Raw genomic sequence first — 17,569 nt, 5'->3', positions numbered from 1 at the left:
TCGGACCCCGCGTAGTCCGCGGCCACCGGGGAGCGCCCACAGAGAGGAGGAGCCGATGGAGGCGATCCAGGCGGTCGGAGCGGCCACCCAGTGGCTGCTGGCCCCCTTCGCGCGCGTCGGCGCGCCGTGGCTCGGCGGCGCCTCGTGGGGTCTCGCCGTCCTGCTGGTGGGCGCGTCCTGGCGGCTGCCGCTGTGGCCGCTGCTGGTGCGGGCGCAGGCGGCGCGGATCGTGCGCACACGCCTGCTCGCCGCGTTCGCCGCGGAGGAGGCGCCGCCGGACCGCGCCCTGGCGGCGGCCCGCGCGGAGGCCGAGTTGCGCGAGCGCGGCCTGCGCCGACCCGCCGAGGTGGCCGTCGGCCGCGCCGCCGCCGTGCTCCAGATCGCCGCGGTGCTGCTCGTCATCGTGTGGAGCCGTACCGGCGAGGCCGCGCCTTCGGCCGCCTTCGCCGGGCTGGACAGCCTGGCCGCGCCACCCGCCGCCTCGTGGCCGGGCGGCGCGGTCTGGGCGCTGGTGCTGTGCGCCACTGCCACCGCCTCGGGGATCGTCACCCAGCGCGCCGCCGGCTCGGCCGACGAACGGCAGCGCTTCTTCGCCACCCGGATCGCACCGGTGATCTTCCTGGGCCTGGGCCTGTTCCTGCCCGCGGCCACCGTCGTGGCCTTCGCCGCGGCCATGGTGCTCGCCCTGGCCACCGCGCTCGCCGCGGCGCGGACACCGGCCGTGCGCGCTCTCGGACCCGCCCGCCCCGGCGAGCCGGAGCAGGCCCCCGCGGCCGAAGGGGGGACGCCATGACACCGCAGCAGCGCACCGCCGTGCGCGCCGTTCGCCTGCACGCCGACGCCGACGGGCGGATCGGACCGGCTACCGACCTGGCCACCGCCGAGTGCCTGGCCGGCCAGGCCGCCGCGGGTGCCCGCGTCCATCTGCACACCGCCGCATTCACCGGCCCCCTGACCGAATGGGCGCACACGCTGGGGCGCGGAGCGCCCGGCGGGGTCGTGCTCGCCGCCGACGCGCCGGCCCGGCCCCTGGCCGACCTGCTGGCCGACCGGTTGACCGGCTGCCCGGCGGTCGTCTGCGGTCCCGACGAGCTTGCCGGCGCGCTCGCCCGCGTCACCGGGGCCTCGCCCGCGCCCGGTGCCTCCCCCTATGCCGCGCGCGTCCTCACCCCCGCCCAGGCGGGCCTCGCGGGTGTGCGGGCGCGCGCCGGGGACACGCTCGCCGACCTGGAGCTGCTGGCCCGCCGTGCGACCCGGCCGACCGAGGTCGCGCTGCGCCCCGTCTCCGCCGGGGACGGCACCTGGGCACCGGAGGGTGATCTGGTCGCCGGGCTCGGCGGCCTCGCCGACCGGCTGGCCCGTGCCCGCCTGGTGCCGCGGCCCCGGTTGAGTCCCGCGGAGCTGACCCCGGCGGCGGCCGAGGCGCTGGCCGCCGCGGGGATCACCCGGGCGACCCTTGCCGCGACCGCGCGGGCGGGGGAGGAGCACCGCCTGCGCGCGGCGTTCAGCGCGGCGAGCGCGGCCGGGCTGACCTGCGCCGTGGAGTTCACGGTGCCCGGCGTCGGAGGGGAGTCCGGTCGGCGTCCGGACGCCCTCGGGGCCGCCGCCGAACAGGTCGCGCGCCTGCTGCGGGCCTGCCCCGACGCGGTCCCCGACGCCTCCGCCGCGCTGCTGGCCGGGCTGCCCACCCTCGCCGCGTTCGCGGGCGTCCCGCCGCACGCCGCGGCGGCCGCCGAACTGCGCCGCCACCGCCGGACGCTGCGCGCGTTCGCACACCGGGCCCTGGTCGGCGGCTACGGCGCCACCGCCATCAGCGCCGGCGCCCACGATCTGTGGTGGGAGCACTCCGAGCCCGTCGCCGCCCACGCCGGGTGGGCGGCCGACGTGGTCGCCGCGGGCGGTACCGTCCTCACTCCCGCGGAGGGGGCGGGCACCGTCGCGCACGCGCCGGCGGTGCCCGCCGACGCGGCGGGGCCGGTCCGCGGCTACGCGGAGGCAGACCCCCGCGAGCCGGGCCCCGGGGTACTGCTGATCCGCACCGAGGCCGACCGCGACGCGCTGCTCGCCGACGCCGACGCGGCCCGGCGCCGCGGTGCGCTCCCCGCGCGGCTGTTCGACCCGGCCCCGATGCTCGCCGGGCTGTGCCGCCTGGGCCGGGAGGGCTGCCCGGCCGAGCGCGGCCGCCGACTCTACGTCGACCCCCGGGGGCGGGTGCGCGGAGGCCCCCACGGCCCGGTGCTGGGCAAGGTCGGCGAGCCGCTGGAGGAGCTGCGGGCCGCCCTGCGCGAGCGCCCCACCACCGGTTGCGCCTGCCGGCCGCCGGGATGGGAGCCGACGTCACCCCGCCCCTGGCTGGACCGGGTGCTGGACGCGGCGCGCTCCGTGGCGGCACTGCGCGCGGCCGACGCGCGCGGTGAGCATCCCGCTCCCGCGCCCACCCGGTCGGGCGGCGACGGCACGCTCGCCGTCAGCGGCCTGGGCGGCGCCCTCGGCCACACCGCCGCGCCCGCGCCCCGCTGGCCCGCAGGGCTGGTGCTGCTGCGCGACGGCGGCGCCCACCTGCTGCACCACGGCCCCTCGGGCACCTGGGCGAGCCTCCCCGCGCCGCTGGCCGTGCTCGTCGAGGTGCATCTGGACCTCGGCGCCGCGGCCGCCGACCACCTCGCCCGCCATCACGCCATGTCCGCCGAGGCGGCGGCCGCGGCTCTGGAGCGCGCCGCGGCGGCGCTCGCGCGGCTGACACCTTCGCCCACGCACGCGACGACGCCCGATACCAGCAGCACGGACGGAGGCGACCAGCCATGATCCCCCAGGACGGCGCGGCCGCGGACTACCCGCTGTGGCACCCGATGACGCCCATGGCCGCCTACCTGAAGGCGCCGGTGACCATCGCCGGAGGCTCCGGCGCCCGCCTCTACGACGACGAGGGAACCGAGTACCTGAGCGCCAACGCCGGCCTGTGGAACATCCACTGCGGGTTCGACGAGCCGCGCATCCAGGAGGCGGTCCGCGAGCAGCTGGAGGTGCTGACCTACAGCACGCTCTTCCGCTTCGCCCACGAGCCCGCGCTGCGGCTGGCCCGCCGCCTGGTCGACATCGCACCGGCGCCCGGGCTGACCCGCGTCTTCTACGGGACCTCCGGCGCCAGCGGCGTCGACGCCGCGCTCAAGCTGGCCCGCCGCTACCAGCGCCTTACCGGGCGCGGGGAGCGCACCGCCGTCGGCGCGCTGGCCGACTCCTACCACGGAACCCTCTACGGTGCGCTGTCGGTGACCGGCGAGGACCTGGACCAGGACGAGTACGGGGTGGACCGCAGCGCGGTCGTGCACGTGCCCACTCCGCTGGACGCCGCGACCGCCGCCGCCGCGCTGGAGCGGCTGGACGAAGCGGCCGACGGGCTCGCGGCGGTGATCGTCGAGCCGATCCTGGGATCGGCCGGCGTCCTCGTGCCCCACCCCGACTTCTTCCGCGGCCTGAGCGAGCTGTGCCGCTCCCGCGACATCCTGCTCATCGCCGACGAGGTCGCCACCGGCTTCGGCCGCACCGGCACGATGTTCTGCTCTGAGCAGTTCGGCCTGGAGCCTGACGCGGTGGTGCTGTCCAAGGGCATCAACAGCGGGTACCTGCCGCTGTCGGCGGTCCTCGTCCACGAGCGCGTCTGGGCCGCGTTCCAGGAGCGGGAGGCGGCCCTGCTCACCGGCGAGACCCAGGCGGGCAACCCGCTGGCCTGCGCCGCCGCGCTGGCGACGTTGGACGTGATCGAGGAGGACAAGCTCGTGCCCCGCGCCGCCCGGCTGGGCGCCGAGCTGTCCGCGGCCCTGAGCGAGGTCCTGCCGCGCGCCCGCGGCCAGGCCCGCGAACCGGTGGGGCGCGGCCTCATGCTCGGCGTGCACCTGGAGGGCAGCGGCACCGGGCCCGGCATGGACGAGGTCAGCATGGTCGTCGAGCGGTTCCGCTCCCTGGGCGTGATCGTGCACCCCTCCGAGCGCGGGTTCGCCCTGCTGCCGCCGCTGGTGGTCACCGAGGACGACGTGCGCACGATCGCCGAGGCCGCCGGACGCGTCTTCGACGAGCTGGACCTGCGATGAGTGCGGCGCCGAGCGGCTTCGTCTGGCAGGTGCCCACGCGCACCGTGTGCGGCGCGGGCGCCCTGGACGGCCTCGGCCCGGAGACCGCCGCCCTGGGCGGCGCGGTCGCCGCTGTCGTGGACGCCCGCGCGGCGCGGCTTCCCGCGGCCGCGGCCGCGCTCGCCGGCCTGGCCGCCCACGGTGTGGCACCGGTGGCGGTCCACGAGGTCGCCGGACCGCCCACCGTGGACTCGGTGCGCGGACTGGCGCAGGAGCTGGGGCGCACCGGGGCGGACGCGGTGCTGGCGCTCGGCGGCGGCAGCACCATGGACACGGCCAAGGCCGCGGCCCTGGCCGCCACCAACCCCGGGCTGCTCGACGACCCGCGGTGGGCCGTGCACGGAGTCGTCGAGCTGGACGCTCCGGGGGGCGGCCGCGCCCGGCCCGGCCTGCCGACGCTGCTGGTCCCCAGCACCGCCGCGACCGGCTCGGAGCTGAACAGCGTCGCCGCGCTGCGCCACTCCGGCCGCAAGCGGCTGCTGGTCTCCGGGCTGCTCGCACCCGCCACCGCGCTCATCGACCCCGCGCTCACCGCGGCCCTGCCCGCCGCGCGGCTGGTGGAGGGCGGCGTCGAGACCCTGTGCCGCATCGTCTGCCCCTACCTGGCCTCCGGTGCCGCGCTGGGCACCACAGACGCGCTGGCCGAAGCCCTGGCCGCACACTGCCTGCGCACGGTCTCCGCCGCGTGCGGCGCGGCCGCGTCCGACGCATCCGAGCCGGCACGCGCCGACCTCGCGTGGCTGGTGTCGGTCTCGGCGACGCAGCTGCCGGGGCTCGGCCGGGAGCCGTGGGGCCACGTGCTGTGGTACCTGCAGGACGCCGTGGCCGACCTCGCGGGAACCGGCAAGGGGCCGGCGATGGCGGCGCTGCTGCCCGCCTACCTCGCCGAGGCCGCCGCGGGCGGGATCGGGGCCCGCTGGGCGGCCCCCGGACGGCTCGCCCGGCTGGCCGGTGCGCTCGCGCCGGAGCTCGGCCCGGACGCGCACGCGGACCTTCCGGCCGCACTCGCCCGCCGGCTGGCGGAGTGGAACCTGCCCGCCGACCTGGCCGGACTGGGCCTGGACGGCGCCGCCGCCGAGCGGGCCGCCGCGGAGACCCACCGCGCGTGGGGTCGCACGGGCCTTCTCGACGGTGTCGGCCGCGGCGAACTTGCCGGCTTCTACCACCGCGCCCGCCCCGCGCCGGGCGCCTCCCAGACCCCGGCCGGGGGCACCGCTCCCGGCCGGTCGCCAGATACGCCCGCTATCCAGGAAGGGAGGTGAATTCCATGGACAAGTCTCTGACCGTCGACTTCGGTGACCTGGACCTGGGCGACCTGTCGTTCGACTCGGTCGAGGTCGCGACGGTGCGCGACGCGGTCGCGCTGCCCGAGACCGGTGCATCCTCCGCGTCCAGCTCGTGCGACTCCTGCTCGTGCTGCGTCGGGTGCTCCTGCTGCTCGGTCTGCTCCACCTGAGTGGGGTGACCCGTGGTCCCCGGAGTGTGTCCCCCGTCCGGGGACCACGGCCGATCGCCTTCCCATCCGCTTGTGCAAGAGAACGGAGAAACAATCGTGGACAAGACTCTCACGGTCGACTTCGGTGACCTGGACCTGGGCGACCTGTCGTTCGACTCGGTCGAGGTGGCCACGGTGCGCGACGCGGTCGCGCTGCCCGAGACCGGGGCGTCCTCCGGCTCCAGCTCGTGCGACTCCTGCTCGTGCTGCGTCGGGTGCTCCTGCTGCTCGGTCTGCTCCACCTGACCCCTCCGTCGCCGCGGCTCGCGGAGCCTTCGCGCTCACGCGGGCCGCGGCCCCCATCCCCCTTCACCGGTCCCCGTGCGGGGAGGAGGTGAGAACCATGGACGAGTCTGTGACCGTCGACTTCGGTGACCTGGACCTGGGCGACCTGTCGTTCGACTCGGTCGAGGTCGCGACGGTGCGCGACGCGGTCGCGCTGCCCGAGACCGGCGCCTCGTCGGGCTCAAGCTCGTGTGAGTCCTGCTCCTGCTGCGCGGTGTGCTCGTGCTGCTCGGTCTGCTCCACCTAGCGGCGCCTGCCGTGCCCGCCGGACCGGCGGCCTCGCGGAGGTAGCGGCGGCGCCGGGTCTCCCGGAACCCCGGCCGGGGTTCCGGGAGACCCGCTCTTGCCGGGCCCGCCTCGGCGCGTTCAGGACGGCGTCGGCAGGTCGGGGCAGCTCAGGAGTAAGAAGCCCCGGTCGCGGGCGTAGGCGAACAGCTCGGCCCGTGTCTGCAGGCCCAGCTTGTCCCGCAGGGCGGCGCGGTCGCCCTCGATGGTGCGCGAGCTGACGTGCAGCATCGAGGCGGCCGTGTCGATGGTGTGCCCGCTGGCCAGCAGCCGGATCACCTCGCGCTCCCGGGCCGTGGTGCAGTCGTCGGGGCCGGAGGCGAGCTTGCAGCCGATGCTGTGGTGCAGGTAGAGGTCGTCGTCGGCCACCGTGCGCAGCGCGGTGAACAGCTCGTCGACGCTGGACGTCTTGGGCAGGTAGGCGCGCACACCGCAGCGCATCGTCTCGCGGACCACTTCGGTCTCCTCGTGCCGGGTGATCACCACGACACGCGTGTGCGTGCTCGCCCGGGAGATCTCGTCGAAGGGGTGCACGCCCTGGAAGCAGAGGTCGGTCAGGAGGATGTCCTGCCGCGCTCCGCGTGCGGTCCGGTTGATGCCGGCCGGGCAGCTGACCTCGGCGACGACCTCGAACCCGTCGTCGGGCGCGAGAATGCCGCGCCATGCGGCGCGGCCCAGGGAATAGTGGTCGGCGACGGTCAGGGTGATGGGGTTGGGGGATCCGCGCATCGGAAGCGTCAATTCGCGCGTGCGGCCGGGTCACCTCCCAGGTGCGCGGGGGGTCTGCGGCGGTACCGCTGTTCCGACCGAGCCGAATCGGCCGTCATCGCACCGGTTTCTGGATTCGCCCGCGTTACGCACACGCTAGGACCCTTTCGCTCGCTCGATTTCCGCCCTGGGGCGGGGCCCCACGGGCGATCGGGTTTGCGGTCACCTGAGGTGACTGTGAAAGCGGCTGCGCAGGTGGTTCCCGCCGCAACTGCCGCCGATCCTGCTGCGCGACAGCTCGGTCAGGGCTCACCGCACACATCGGTACATCCGGGGCGTCTGATGTGCCGAATATGAATTCAATTGTTTTCAGTACAACGTCGGGGGGTCGCCCACTCCTTGTCTGCTTAACGCCGTATTCACTATGCGTTCGTTTTGTGCTGGCGGTTGTTGCTCCTGGTGAGGGGCGAATGCCGCCGTGCAGGGCACTACCGTACGTCTCAAATGGGGCAAATGCAATAAGAGGGACGAATGATGCTGGTCATGGGGCAAGGGTGAAAGTTTTTCATGTTACGGAATTGCGCTGCTGATCGGGTGCCACCCACGTCAGCGGAAGCGTCGTCCCTCGTCACGCCGATAGGCCCACACCGCCAGCACCGCGGTGAGCGCCGTCCAGCCGGCCAGCACCACGATCGCCGTCTGCGACAGCGCGGTGCCGTCGGTCACCGCCCACACCGACAGCTCTCTGGCCGCGCGCGTGGGCAGCGCGTGCGAAGCGGTGTCCAGCCAGGCGGGGAAGGTATCGGGGGGCAGGAACAGCCCGCCGGCGAAGGCCATGGGGAACATCACCGCCTGGGCCGCCGGGAGCGCGCCCTTGATCGACATGCTGAAACCGATCGCGAACCCGCCGAAGAGGAACGGCAGGCAGCCGAACAGGATCACGGGCAGCGCCAGTGCCGCCGAGGTCGCAGGCAGCGTCGCCTCCGTCAGCAGCGGGGCCAGCACCGCGACCGGGATCACGGCCAGCAGGACGTAGGCGAACCCGTTCATCAGCCGCCCGGCCATGCGCGGCACCGGGCCCGCCGGCAGGGTCCGCAGGTAGGGGTCCCAAGCGCGGGCGCGCTCCTCGGCCACGCCCACGCCGAAGTTGAGCAGGCAGGCGTTCATCACGGCGAACACGGTGATCTGCGCCGTCGCCAGCGTGGCGGCCCGCGGGTCGTCGGCGATCGCGCCGTTGGGCACCACGAAGAACATCATCAGCACGGTCGGGAAGGCGACGTTGAAGCCCAGCGCGATGGGTACGCGGGCGGTCTCCAGGAACAGCAGGCGGGCGTGCTGCACGGCCAGGGTCATCGGGACACCTCCGCGGTTCCGGCGGCGGGCTCGGGGGTCGGGTCGCCGGCGGAGCCGTCGTCCGGGACGGCCTCCGCCTCGATCTCCAGGAACGCCTCTTCGAGGCTGGGCCGGTGGATGTCCAGCCCGGTGAAGGAGGCGCCGCTGCGCACGAGCGCGCGCACGAGCGAGTCGGTGTCCTCGGTGTAGAGGACTTGGCGGTCGCCGCGGCGCTCCCGGCCCACAACGCCCTCCAGCTCGGGGACCTCGTCGGCCTCGAAGCTGATGGACCTGCGCGAGGCCGCCTCGGTGACCTCCTGCGGCGTGCCGTCGGCGACCACGCGGCCGTGCTTGAGCACGACGATGCGCTCCGAGAGCGCCTCCATCTCCTCCATGTAGTGGCTCGTCAGCAGGATCGTCCCGCCGTTGCCGATGTAGGAGCGGATGCCCTCCCAGACGGCGCGGCGGGCCGAGACGTCGAGCCCGGTCGTGGGCTCGTCCAGCAGCACGAGTTCGGGGCGGCCCAAGAACGCCAGGCCGACCGCGAGGCGGCGCTGCTGGCCTCCGGAGAGGCTGCCGGTCTGGCGCTTCTCCAGGCCGATGAGGCCGAAGCGCTCCAGCAGGTCGGAGGCCGGCAGGGGATCGGGGTAGTGCCGGGAGACGAAGTCGATCACCTCGCGCACCCGCAGCGTCTCCGGCAGGCCGGTCTGCTGGGGGGTCATGCCCAGGGCGCGGCGGCGCCGGGGGTCCTGGGGGGAGCCGCCGAACAGTTCGACCTCGCCTTGGGTGGGCCGGCGCAGCCCGCACACCAGGTTGATCAGGGTGGACTTGCCCGCGCCGTTGGGGCCGAGCAGGCCCAGGACGGCTCCGGGGCCGATGTCGAGGCTGACGCGGTCGAGCGCCAGCGCTGTCCCGTAGAGGCGGGACACGTTGTGCAGCCGGGCGAGGGGAGGTGTCACGGGGCGCCTCCGGGGGGCCTCTCGGTGGTGGCTGATGCGGGGCCGTTGGCGCTCAGCATGGTCTGCAGCGCCTGGACGTACTCCTCCAGCGCGTGCCGCCCTTGGGCGGTCAAGGAGAAGTAGGTGATCGGACTCCGGCGTTCGTAGGTCTTGACGCTTCGGACGTACTCGGCCTCCTCCAGCTTGCGCACGTGCACGGACAGGTTGCCCGAGGTCATCTCGAGGATCTCGCGCAGCCGGGCGAACGCGAGCTGGTCACCGGGAGGCAGCGCCTGCAGGGTGACCATCACCCGCAGCCGCCCCTGCGCGTGGATCACGGGGTTGAGTTCCGGCAGAGGGTTCATCGTCGGTCCCCCAACGGACTCGGCTACGCCCGCCGTGCGCGGGCGGCACGGCGGACGGTGAGCAGAGCCGCGGCGGCGAGGAACCCGCCGCCGCCTCCGATGGAGAGCACGAGGTAGGCGTGCGGCATCCCGACGACCAGCCCCAGCGCGTCGGCGGCCAGGATCCACCCGCCCAGACCGAAGCGCAGCCGCTCGTGCTCCCAGGCGGCCGAGACCATCGAGACCAGCCCGATGACCAGCAGCGAGAGTCCGGCGAACGCGAGCCAGACCAGCGGCTCGGGCGCACCGCCGCGGTACAGGCTCCACGCGCAGACCCCGACGACGGCGAACCCGGCCACATAGGCCCATCCGATCCGCGCCCCGGCGAGCGCGGAGGGCCCGCGCAGGCCGCGGTTGAGGCGGATGTCGTGGCGCGTCGTGACGACCAGCGCCGCCAGGAGCGCCAGGAACATGGCCGCCCCCGCGATCGCGGGATGAACGCCGGACAGCACCGCCCGCTGCAGGTAGAGGCAGCCGTAGCCGGTGAGCAGGGCGAGGCCCCACACCGCATAGAGCAGCCGCCAGTCCGGGGCCAGTTCGCTTTCGGCGGTGTCGCGCTGCCGCTCGATGAGTTCACGCGACGCGGCCGGATCGAACAGCGCGTCCTCGGCGGGACGCCCGTCGTCCTCTGCTGTCATCACGCCGTCTCCCCGATCTCGCGTTCTATGGTGCCAACTACTTTGTAACACAAACTCGTTGGCCGCACCAGGACCGGGATGCGGGCGGGGAGCGGAGGCCGCCGATCGCGGACGTACGCTGCGCTCGCACCGGTGTGAGCCGCGGTCGGCCGGGTAGCGGGCAGCCGCCGTAGATCGCCGAGGAGTTCCCATGACGATGCCCGAAGAGTCCGGCAAGAAGACCGAGGACACCGACCAGGCGCTCCCTGACGAGCGCGACCGCGGCGAGCGCGGGCCCGACACCCGCCGCGAGATGGAGGCCGAGCTTCAGGACGCGATGGAGCAGGCCGACACCGACCGCGAGGACTTCGAGGAGAGCTGAGCCCCGGCGCGCCGCGACCGCCTGTGGGGAGGGCGCGTCCGCGCCCTCCCCACAGGGTCGACGTCTCCGTTGCCTGCGGTCGGCGTCCGGGTCAGCTCGCCGTGCAGGTCAGCTCGGGCGCCCCGTTGGCGCCGCTGTGCGTGCCGGTGAAACCGAACTCGGTGCTCTGGCCTGCGCTCAGGCTGCCGTTGTGGCTCACGTTCTCGGCGGTGTAGGCGCCGCCGCTGCCCGCGACCTCGGCGTTCCACGCCTGCTCGACGCTCTGGCCGTCCGGGAAGTCGATGGCGACCTCCCAGCCGCTGATGTCGGAGCCCGCCGTTACCGTCACACTGGCCTGGAAGCCGCTGGACCACTCGTTGGAGACGGCGTACTCGGCCTCGCAGCCGTCACCCGGCTCGGGCGTGGGCTCGGGGTCGGGATCCGGCTCCGGATCGGCGCCCGCGGCCACCGCCATGTCGTAGGCGAGCTGGGGGACGAACTCGCCGGCTCCGGCGGCGCAGCCGTCGGCCTCGCCCGGCAGCTTCACCCACAGGAACGCGTCGATCGTCGCGTTGCCGGTGTCGGTCGTGCTCTCGGTGCCGATGGCCCGGCCCTCGGGGTCGCACCACTCCGAGCCCAGCGGGCCGTTGCCGTTGCGGCTGGTGTCGACGACGGCGCGCAGCCCGGAGTGCCCGGTGGCGGAGATGACCTGCTCGGCGTAGGAGACCTCGTCGCCGGTCCGGTTGTAGTTGGACACGTTGGTGGCGATGCCGTGTGCGCTGCCGGCGACGTCGGCGCCGTTGAGCCGCGAGGCGATCTCGCCGGGCGAGTGCCACTGGGAGTGGCCGGCGTCCATGTACACGCGGGCCTGGGAGGACCCGGCCATGAGCGCCTTGCCCGCGTAGGCCATGGAGTCCATGACCTGGCCCTGCTGGCCCTGGTCCATGCAGTTGCTCATCAGCGAGAGCACGTCCGGCTCCAGCACGATCGTGGCCGGGCGGCCGTTCAGCCCGGCGGCGACCTGGTCGACCCAGTTGCGGTAGGAGGCGTGGTCCGGCGCGCCGCCCCCGCTGTGGTTGCTGCAGTCGCGGTTGGGGATGTTGTAGACGACCATGATCGGGATCTTCCCGGCCGCCTGTGCCGCCCCGACCAGGGCGTCCACCCGGCCCTGGACCTCACCGGGGTTGTGCCGGGTGAACCAGGTGGCCTGCGGGACGTCGGCGATGCGGTTGGCGATGACGTCGGCGCGCGAGTCCTGGGGATTGTCCCGGACCCACTGGGCCGAGGCCATGTCCGGGTTGACGTAGAACTGCGACTCGGCGGCCGAAGCGGGAGTCGGGCCGGCTGCCACCGCAGCAGCCAGGACGAGCGCGGCGCCGGCGATCGGGCGCAAAAATTCTCGGAACATGCACGAAGTCCTTTGTCGTTGCAGCGGCCCCCGTGGACAGTGGAACGCCCACGCCGATGGGAGCGCTCCCAATCTCGCTGGACTCTAAATCAGAGAACGCGTTATGTAAAGAGAAGGAAACGTCCCGTCATCGGCCGCACGCCCGGTGCGCTGCACGCCCGGGCCCGCCTCGGCGCCGCAGGCGCGGGCGGCCTCCACAGGGGCCGCAGCGGGATCGGGCCGGTCCGCACCGCTGTCTCTAGGCTCCGTCTCGCCAGGAGTCGGCAACCGGTCCGCCGGCGGTTCCTTCCGACGGCCTCCTCCCGCCCGGGCCGGCGGCCTTGCGCCGCAGCGGCTCCGCGTCGCCCAGGCGGACGACGCGGGAGCAGTTCCGGCGGGTGGCCTTGACGAGCTCCCCGTTGGCGCGGTCGCTGCGCCGCACCCACGCGCGCGCCTCATCGAGGCTGCGGCCTCCGGTGAGCTGGCGTTCGACCAGGCGCGCCTCTCGGGTCTCGTCGTCGGCCTCGACGTACCAGAGGTCGGTCAGCAGCGCCCGGACCTCCCGCCACAGCGGCGCGTCCTCGGCGAGGTAGTTGCCCTCGGTCACGATCAGCCGGACGCCCGGCTCGACGGCCAGGCGGGCGGCGATGGGTTCGTCGGCGGCGCGGTCGAAGTCGGGTGCGTAGACCGGCGCGTCGGCCACGGCGTGCAGGCGCCGCAGCAGCGCGAGGTATCCGTGTACGTCGAAGGTGTCGGGAGCGCCCTTGCGGTCGCGGCGGCCGAGCCGGTCCAGCTGGGCGTTGGACAGGTGGAACCCGTCCATGGGCAGGTAGGCGGCGGTGTCGGGGCCCAGCTCCGCGCGCACCTCGTCGACCAGGTACCGCGCCAGCGCCGACTTGCCCGCTCCCGGCGCGCCCGCCAGGCCGAGGAACGCCCGCGACGGGGCCCGGTCCGCCAGCGCCGCGGTCTCGGCGGCCAAGTCCTCCAGCAGCATGGCACCCACCCTAGGCAGAGCGTCCTCAACCGGGCACCGCCCGGCGGTGGGGCGGCCGGTCAGCGCGGCGTCAGCAGCATCCGCCCGGCGAGCGCCAGCAGCACGGTTCCGGTGGCGGCCTCCAGCCGGCGCCGGATCGCGGGGCGCCGGAACCAGGCCCCCGCCCGCGCCACGCCCGCGGCCAGCGACAGGTAGATCGCGGTCTCCACGGTGACCTGGACGAGCGCCAGCACCGACGTCGTGGCGAGCACCGGCCGGCCCGGCGGGATGAACTGCGGATAGAAGGCGAACATGAAGACCGCCGCCTTGGGGTTGGCGAGCTGGACGAACAGGCCTTCGGAGAACGCCTTGGCGGCCGCGAACCGGGGAGCCGCCCGTCGGTCGTCGGCCGCCGCGCCGCCGGCCTCCCCCGGCCCGCCGTGTTCGGTGTCCGTGCCGTCGTCGGCCGCCCGCCGGGAGCGCACGGCCGAGGCCCATGCGCGGATGCCCAGGAAGGCCAGGAACGACGCGCCGGCGATCTGCAGTACGAGGTAGGCGGTGCCGGAGGCGGCGACCAGGGCCGCGGCTCCGAGGCTCGCCGCGATCGCCCACAGGAAGAGCCCCGATTCCAGCCCGAGCACGGTCGCCACGCTCGCGCCGAACCCGCGCAGTGCGGCCCGCCGGACGATCAGCGCCATAGCCGGTCCCGGCGAAACCGAGATCAGTACGACGGCGGCCAGGAACGCCGGGAGGACCGCAATGATGTCCATGGTCGCCGTCTCCCATCGCGAGCGGGCAAGCGGGTGCAGCCCGATGGTCGGGGGCTGCACGTCGGCGGGCAAGCGCCTGACCGGTTGCGGACACCTGTGTCGGGGCTCCCGGCCGCGGGCGCCGTGCCCGGCCGTGTGCCGCGGCATCGGCGGTGCCCGGCGCCGGCGCTGACGGGCTTTCGGCGCACCGCCGGTGACCCCGGTCCCTCCAGTATGCTGGCGGGAGAAATCGGTTTCCCGGGGGGTGCGGCGGCGAAGGCGCGGCACGACGGAATCGGGGTCGACGTTGGACGAGGCCGCAGGACCCGTCGCCGGGCCGGCGGAGACCGGCGCCGGGCAGCGCCGGCGCGGTCAGACCGTCACCATCCGCGACGTGGCCAGGGCGGCGGGGGTCTCGCCGGCGACGGTGTCGCGGGTCATGAACAACCGGGAGACGGTGGCCCCGGACCTCGCCCGGCGCGTCCAGCAGACGGCGGCGTCCCTGGGCTACCGCCCCAGCGCCGTCGCCCAAGGGCTCGCCCGGGGGCGCACCGGCCTCGTCGCGATCACGGTGCCCGACCTGGGCAACCCCATGTTCCAGTCGGTCCTGCGCGGCCTCAGCCGGGCCGCCGGGCGGGACGGCTACCGGCTGCTGGTCACCGACAGCCACGAACTGCCGCTCGAGGAGCTGGTGCTCGCCCAGGAGAGCAGGCTCCGGGCCGACGGCCTGGTGCTGTGCTCACCGCGCAGCCACGACCGCGAGCTGGCGGAACTGGCGCACACCATCGAGCCGTTCGTGCTGGTCAACCGGAACGTCGAGGGCGTGGGCGCGCCCACCGTCGCGGTCGACTACGCCTCGGGTGTGCGCGCAGTGTGCGCCCATCTGGGCTGGCTGGGGCACAGCCGGGTCGCCTACCTGGAGGGTCCGCGGGCGAGCGTCCCCAACCGGGAGCGCCGGGAGACGCTGGAGGCGGCGGCCGAGGGCCGCTTCGCCCTGCACGTCGTCGAGTGCGGCTCGATGCTCGAGGACGGCTTCGAAGCCGCCGACCGGGCCCTGGCGACGGGTGCCACGGCGATCGTCGGCTACAACGACCTGGTCGCGCTGGGGGCGCAGGGCAAGCTGGACGAGATCGGTGTGCGGGTCCCCGACCAGGTCAGCGTGGTCGGCTTCGACGACATCCCGCTGTCCCGCTACACGGCACCGCGCCTGACCACCGTCGCCGTACCGCAGGAGGACCTGGGGCGCGAGGCGTGGCAGCGCCTCGGCGCCATGCTGCGCGGCGAGGCGCCGCCGGCCGACGTGTGTTTCACCCCGCGCCTCGAGGTCCGCCAGAGCACCGGGCCCGCGCTCCGCTGACCCGCGCTTCTGCGCAGGGAGGCCGCTCCTCCGGCCGCCGCCTTCCGAGGGCGGGTCTGCCGCGGGCACGCCGTGCGCGCCGGCGGTCCTTCCGTTCCGCCGCCGTGGCGGCCCTCGTGCGGGGTTGACACGCACGTCACGGTCAGTAGGTTGGAAACCGGTTTCCGGCGAGGTGTAGAGCCGCCGTGTGACAGCGGGTGATGATCGGAGTCGAGGTGCCGGATGCGACACCGCCCGCCGCTGCGGCGGAGGAGGACGGGAAGGGCGCCGCCGAGCGGGGCGGCGGCACGATTCGCGGGCGCTGGGAGCGCGGGGCCGCCGCGGAGTCCGCGGTCCTGTCCGTCGGGCGGGAGCAGGCGGTGCCCGACGGGCGGACGCGCGTCGCCGCCGCAGACGGCGCGCTCGCCGGTGCGCCGCTGAGCGGCCCGCTTCCGCACCGTACAAAAGGCCCCGGGAAGGCCGCCGCCTTGGCGGCGCACGCCCCGCCCGGTCCGCGCCCGCGCCGCATGCGGCCCACCGAACCCGACCGAACCCGCCCGCGCCGCACGATTCGAGGAGCGACATGAAACTGGACGGCATCCTGTTCTTCCCGGTCACGCCGTTCGACCGAAGCGGGGCCGTGGACCACGCGGCCCTGGCCGACCACATCGGAACCCGGCTGGACCACGGTCCCGGCGCAGTCTTCGCCGCCTGCGGGACCGGCGAGATCCACGCACTGTCGACCGCGGAGCAGGAGGCGGTCGTGCGCACAGCCGTCGGCGCAGCGGGCGGCCGCGCGCCGGTCGTCGCCGGTGCCGGAGGCAGCCTGGGCACCGCCGTCGAGCAGGTCGCGGCGGCCCGCGCCGCCGGAGCCGACGGCGTCCTGCTGCTCCCGCCCTACCTCGTCGGTGCACCGCAGCAGGGGATGGTCGACTACGTCCGGGCAGTCGCCGAGTCCGCCGACCTCCCGGTGATCGTCTACCAGCGCTCCACCATGGCGCTCGCCCCCGCGTCCGCCGCCGAGGTCGCGGCGCTGCCCAACGTCGTGGGGATCAAGGACGGGATGGGCGACCTCGACCGCATGCGGCAGAACGTGATGGCCGTGCGGGCGCGGGTCGGCGGCGACTTCCTGTTCTTCAACGGGCTGCCGACCGCCGAACTGACGGTGCACGCCTACCAGGGGATCGGCGTCGACCTGTACTCCTCGGCGGCGTTCGCGTTCGTGCCGGAGGTCGCCACGGCGTTCTACCGGGCGTGGCGCGCCGGCGACCCGCTCGCCGAGCGGCTCCTCGACGAGTTCTACCGCCCGCTGGCCGCCATCCGCGACCGCACGCCGGGCTATGCGGTCGCGCTGGTCAAGACCGGCCTGCGGCTCCGCGGCACCGACTGCGGCCCGGTGCGCGCGCCCTTCGTCGACCCCTCGGCCGCCGACACCGCGGAACTGGAGCGGCTCGTGGAGCACGGGCTCGCGGCCGTCGCGGAGGGGGCCCGCTGATGCGCATCGCGGGCGTCGAGGCCTCCGTGCGGCGGTTCCCGCTGCAGGACACCTGGGACGGCGGCGTCTCCCACCACGACCTCGTCGTCGTCACGGTCACCACGGACAGCGGAGCCGAGGGCAGCGGGTTCGGCTGGACACCGCGCGTGGGCGGCGAGGCGGTGCGCGCGGTCGTGGAGCACGACTGCGCGCCGGTGCTGGTGGGGCGCGACCCAGCCCCGGCGCCGCGCTGGGAACAGCTGTACACGCACCTGCACGAGGCCGGCCCCGGCGGTATCAGCGCCATGGCCCTCGCCGCGGTCGACATCGCGCTGTGGGACCTGCGTGCCCGCGCCCTCGGGCTGAGCCTGGTCGACCTCATCGGCCGCCGCCGCGACAGCGTCCCCTGCTACGGCAGCGGGGTGAACCTGGACCGCGGGCTGGAGGAGCTGCTGGACCAGGTGCGCCGGTTCACCGCCGCCGGCCACAGTGCCGTCAAGATGAAGGTGGGCTCGGCCGACCTCGAACGCGACGTCGAGCGTGTCGCCCGCGTGCGCGAGCTCCTGGGGCCGTACGGCCGGCTGATGATCGACGCCAACCAGCGCTGGGACCTGCCCGGCGCCGTCCGCGCGATGGGGACGCTGGCCGGGTTCGACCCGTACTGGATCGAGGAGCCGCTGCCGGCCGACGACCTGCAGGCCCACGCGCGGCTGCGCGCGGCCACCGCCGTCCCCTTCGCGATCGGCGAGAACCTGCGCACCGTCCGCTCCTTCCGCGACGCTCTGGTACGCGGCGTCTGCGACGTCGCCCAGCCCAACGTCGTGCGCGTCGGCGGGATCACCCCGTTCCTGCGCATCGCCGACCTGGCCGCCGCCTTCAGCGTCCCCGTGGCGCCCCACCTGCTGCCGGACCTTTCCGTCCAGCTGGCGCAGTGCGTGCCCGCCGTGTCCATGGTCGAGGACGTCGAACGGGCGTCCTTCGCCGACCTCGGCGCCTTGGCGCGGCCCTCCGGCGTGTCCGTGGGCGCGGCGGGCGGCACCAGCGACACTCCGCCGGGGCACGGGCTGGTGTTCGCGCAGCCGGAGGGGTGACCGGCGC

The 17,569-nt window shown here is 74.8% G+C and carries 19 protein-coding genes; 11 read left to right on the top strand and 8 right to left on the bottom strand.

Annotated features, from left to right (window positions below):
- The first annotated feature begins 55 nt into the window (after positions 1-55).
- The 7 genes from ABEA15_RS22345 to ABEA15_RS22315 all read left to right on the top strand — a co-directional run bounded on the left by ABEA15_RS22345 (position 56) and on the right by ABEA15_RS22315 (position 6,154).
- On the top strand, positions 56-793 hold the full coding sequence (locus tag ABEA15_RS22345) for a hypothetical protein (protein ID WP_345558809.1): 738 nt from the start codon (positions 56-58) through the stop codon (positions 791-793).
- A complete protein-coding gene (locus ABEA15_RS22340; RefSeq protein ID WP_345558807.1) occupies positions 790-2,805 on the top strand; it encodes a hypothetical protein in 2,016 nt (671 codons plus the stop codon). The genes ABEA15_RS22345 and ABEA15_RS22340 overlap by 4 nt, the downstream gene beginning before the upstream one ends.
- Entirely contained in the window at positions 2,802-4,088 is a 1,287-nt protein-coding gene (locus ABEA15_RS22335) for an aminotransferase family protein (RefSeq protein WP_344141348.1), read from the top strand. The genes ABEA15_RS22340 and ABEA15_RS22335 overlap by 4 nt, the downstream gene beginning before the upstream one ends.
- Entirely contained in the window at positions 4,085-5,389 is a 1,305-nt protein-coding gene (locus tag ABEA15_RS22330; RefSeq protein WP_345558805.1) for an iron-containing alcohol dehydrogenase, read from the top strand. Before ABEA15_RS22335 ends, ABEA15_RS22330 begins: the two co-directional genes overlap by 4 nt.
- Before the next feature lie 5 nt (positions 5,390-5,394).
- Positions 5,395-5,583: a thiazolylpeptide-type bacteriocin gene (locus ABEA15_RS22325; protein ID WP_344141344.1), complete on the top strand. Its 189-nt coding sequence runs from the start codon at positions 5,395-5,397 to the stop codon at positions 5,581-5,583.
- A 96-nt stretch (positions 5,584-5,679) separates the two neighbouring features.
- Complete coding sequence (locus ABEA15_RS22320; protein ID WP_344141343.1) at positions 5,680-5,868, top strand: thiazolylpeptide-type bacteriocin; 189 nt, start codon at positions 5,680-5,682, stop codon at positions 5,866-5,868.
- A gap of 97 nt (positions 5,869-5,965) precedes the next feature.
- A complete protein-coding gene (locus ABEA15_RS22315; protein ID WP_344141342.1) occupies positions 5,966-6,154 on the top strand; it encodes a thiazolylpeptide-type bacteriocin in 189 nt (62 codons plus the stop codon).
- Positions 6,155-6,273: 119 nt separating this feature from the next.
- Here the strand turns inward: ABEA15_RS22315 and ABEA15_RS22310 are convergent, their stop codons facing one another.
- The 5 genes from ABEA15_RS22310 to ABEA15_RS22290 form a co-directional block, all read right to left on the bottom strand.
- Complete coding sequence (locus tag ABEA15_RS22310; RefSeq protein ID WP_344141341.1) at positions 6,274-6,921, bottom strand: response regulator; 648 nt, start codon at positions 6,919-6,921, stop codon at positions 6,274-6,276.
- Between the two features lie 585 nt (positions 6,922-7,506).
- Entirely contained in the window at positions 7,507-8,253 is a 747-nt protein-coding gene (locus tag ABEA15_RS22305) for an ABC transporter permease (protein ID WP_345558803.1), read from the bottom strand.
- The gene (locus ABEA15_RS22300) at positions 8,250-9,191 is read right to left on the bottom strand and encodes an ABC transporter ATP-binding protein (RefSeq protein ID WP_345558802.1); all 942 of its coding nucleotides are present in this window, start codon (positions 9,189-9,191) and stop codon (positions 8,250-8,252) included. Before ABEA15_RS22300 ends, ABEA15_RS22305 begins: the two co-directional genes overlap by 4 nt.
- Positions 9,188-9,535, bottom strand: a complete 348-nt coding sequence (locus tag ABEA15_RS22295; protein WP_345558801.1) for a transcriptional regulator — start codon at positions 9,533-9,535, stop codon at positions 9,188-9,190. The genes ABEA15_RS22300 and ABEA15_RS22295 overlap by 4 nt, the downstream gene beginning before the upstream one ends.
- 23 nt (positions 9,536-9,558) lie before the next feature.
- Entirely contained in the window at positions 9,559-10,212 is a 654-nt protein-coding gene (locus ABEA15_RS22290; RefSeq protein WP_344141335.1) for a hypothetical protein, read from the bottom strand.
- A gap of 190 nt (positions 10,213-10,402) precedes the next feature.
- Between ABEA15_RS22290 and ABEA15_RS22285 the strand changes: the two genes are divergently transcribed.
- Positions 10,403-10,573 carry a hypothetical protein gene (locus ABEA15_RS22285; protein ID WP_344141334.1) on the top strand — a complete coding sequence of 57 codons (171 nt, stop codon included), beginning with the start codon at positions 10,403-10,405 and terminating at the stop codon, positions 10,571-10,573.
- A 91-nt stretch (positions 10,574-10,664) separates the two neighbouring features.
- Here the strand turns inward: ABEA15_RS22285 and ABEA15_RS22280 are convergent, their stop codons facing one another.
- The 3 genes from ABEA15_RS22280 to ABEA15_RS22270 all read right to left on the bottom strand — a co-directional run bounded on the left by ABEA15_RS22280 (position 10,665) and on the right by ABEA15_RS22270 (position 13,682).
- Entirely contained in the window at positions 10,665-11,960 is a 1,296-nt protein-coding gene (locus ABEA15_RS22280) for a glycoside hydrolase family 6 protein (RefSeq protein ID WP_345558800.1), read from the bottom strand.
- 238 nt (positions 11,961-12,198) lie between these two features.
- Positions 12,199-12,930: a nucleoside/nucleotide kinase family protein gene (locus tag ABEA15_RS22275; protein ID WP_345558826.1), complete on the bottom strand. Its 732-nt coding sequence runs from the start codon at positions 12,928-12,930 to the stop codon at positions 12,199-12,201.
- A gap of 62 nt (positions 12,931-12,992) precedes the next feature.
- Positions 12,993-13,682, bottom strand: coding sequence for a LysE family translocator (locus tag ABEA15_RS22270; RefSeq protein WP_345558799.1), 690 nt, complete (start codon positions 13,680-13,682; stop codon positions 12,993-12,995).
- 286 nt (positions 13,683-13,968) lie between these two features.
- Here ABEA15_RS22270 and ABEA15_RS22265 point away from each other — a divergent pair, with 286 nt between their 5' ends.
- The 3 genes from ABEA15_RS22265 to ABEA15_RS22255 all read left to right on the top strand — a co-directional run bounded on the left by ABEA15_RS22265 (position 13,969) and on the right by ABEA15_RS22255 (position 17,562).
- Positions 13,969-15,018: a LacI family DNA-binding transcriptional regulator gene (locus ABEA15_RS22265; RefSeq protein ID WP_345558798.1), complete on the top strand. Its 1,050-nt coding sequence runs from the start codon at positions 13,969-13,971 to the stop codon at positions 15,016-15,018.
- A gap of 562 nt (positions 15,019-15,580) precedes the next feature.
- Positions 15,581-16,492 carry a 5-dehydro-4-deoxyglucarate dehydratase gene (locus ABEA15_RS22260; protein WP_345558797.1) on the top strand — a complete coding sequence of 304 codons (912 nt, stop codon included), beginning with the start codon at positions 15,581-15,583 and terminating at the stop codon, positions 16,490-16,492.
- Positions 16,492-17,562, top strand: coding sequence for a mandelate racemase/muconate lactonizing enzyme family protein (locus ABEA15_RS22255; protein WP_345558796.1), 1,071 nt, complete (start codon positions 16,492-16,494; stop codon positions 17,560-17,562). Before ABEA15_RS22260 ends, ABEA15_RS22255 begins: the two co-directional genes overlap by 1 nt.
- The last annotated feature ends 7 nt before the right edge of the window (positions 17,563-17,569 follow it).

Origin of the sequence: Streptomonospora halophila (assembly GCF_039542725.1) — a bacterium.
Taxonomy (GTDB): Bacteria; Actinomycetota; Actinomycetes; order Streptosporangiales; family Streptosporangiaceae; genus Streptomonospora; species Streptomonospora halophila.
Note: the sequence above shows the minus strand (reverse complement) of the source record. Positions and strands in the feature narration are given on the sequence as shown.

Coding starts and splice junctions, on each gene's coding strand:
- ABEA15_RS22285 (WP_344141334.1), top strand. CDS start 10,403: ATGACGATGCCCGAAGAGTCCGGCAAGAAGACCGAGGACACCGACCAG.
- ABEA15_RS22280 (WP_345558800.1), bottom strand. CDS start 11,960: ATGTTCCGAGAATTTTTGCGCCCGATCGCCGGCGCCGCGCTCGTCCTG.
- ABEA15_RS22330 (WP_345558805.1), top strand. CDS start 4,085: ATGAGTGCGGCGCCGAGCGGCTTCGTCTGGCAGGTGCCCACGCGCACC.
- ABEA15_RS22315 (WP_344141342.1), top strand. CDS start 5,966: ATGGACGAGTCTGTGACCGTCGACTTCGGTGACCTGGACCTGGGCGAC.
- ABEA15_RS22335 (WP_344141348.1), top strand. CDS start 2,802: ATGATCCCCCAGGACGGCGCGGCCGCGGACTACCCGCTGTGGCACCCG.
- ABEA15_RS22310 (WP_344141341.1), bottom strand. CDS start 6,921: ATGCGCGGATCCCCCAACCCCATCACCCTGACCGTCGCCGACCACTAT.
- ABEA15_RS22295 (WP_345558801.1), bottom strand. CDS start 9,535: ATGAACCCTCTGCCGGAACTCAACCCCGTGATCCACGCGCAGGGGCGG.
- ABEA15_RS22340 (WP_345558807.1), top strand. CDS start 790: ATGACACCGCAGCAGCGCACCGCCGTGCGCGCCGTTCGCCTGCACGCC.
- ABEA15_RS22305 (WP_345558803.1), bottom strand. CDS start 8,253: ATGACCCTGGCCGTGCAGCACGCCCGCCTGCTGTTCCTGGAGACCGCC.
- ABEA15_RS22260 (WP_345558797.1), top strand. CDS start 15,581: ATGAAACTGGACGGCATCCTGTTCTTCCCGGTCACGCCGTTCGACCGA.
- ABEA15_RS22255 (WP_345558796.1), top strand. CDS start 16,492: ATGCGCATCGCGGGCGTCGAGGCCTCCGTGCGGCGGTTCCCGCTGCAG.
- ABEA15_RS22345 (WP_345558809.1), top strand. CDS start 56: ATGGAGGCGATCCAGGCGGTCGGAGCGGCCACCCAGTGGCTGCTGGCC.
- ABEA15_RS22270 (WP_345558799.1), bottom strand. CDS start 13,682: ATGGACATCATTGCGGTCCTCCCGGCGTTCCTGGCCGCCGTCGTACTG.
- ABEA15_RS22325 (WP_344141344.1), top strand. CDS start 5,395: ATGGACAAGTCTCTGACCGTCGACTTCGGTGACCTGGACCTGGGCGAC.
- ABEA15_RS22290 (WP_344141335.1), bottom strand. CDS start 10,212: ATGACAGCAGAGGACGACGGGCGTCCCGCCGAGGACGCGCTGTTCGAT.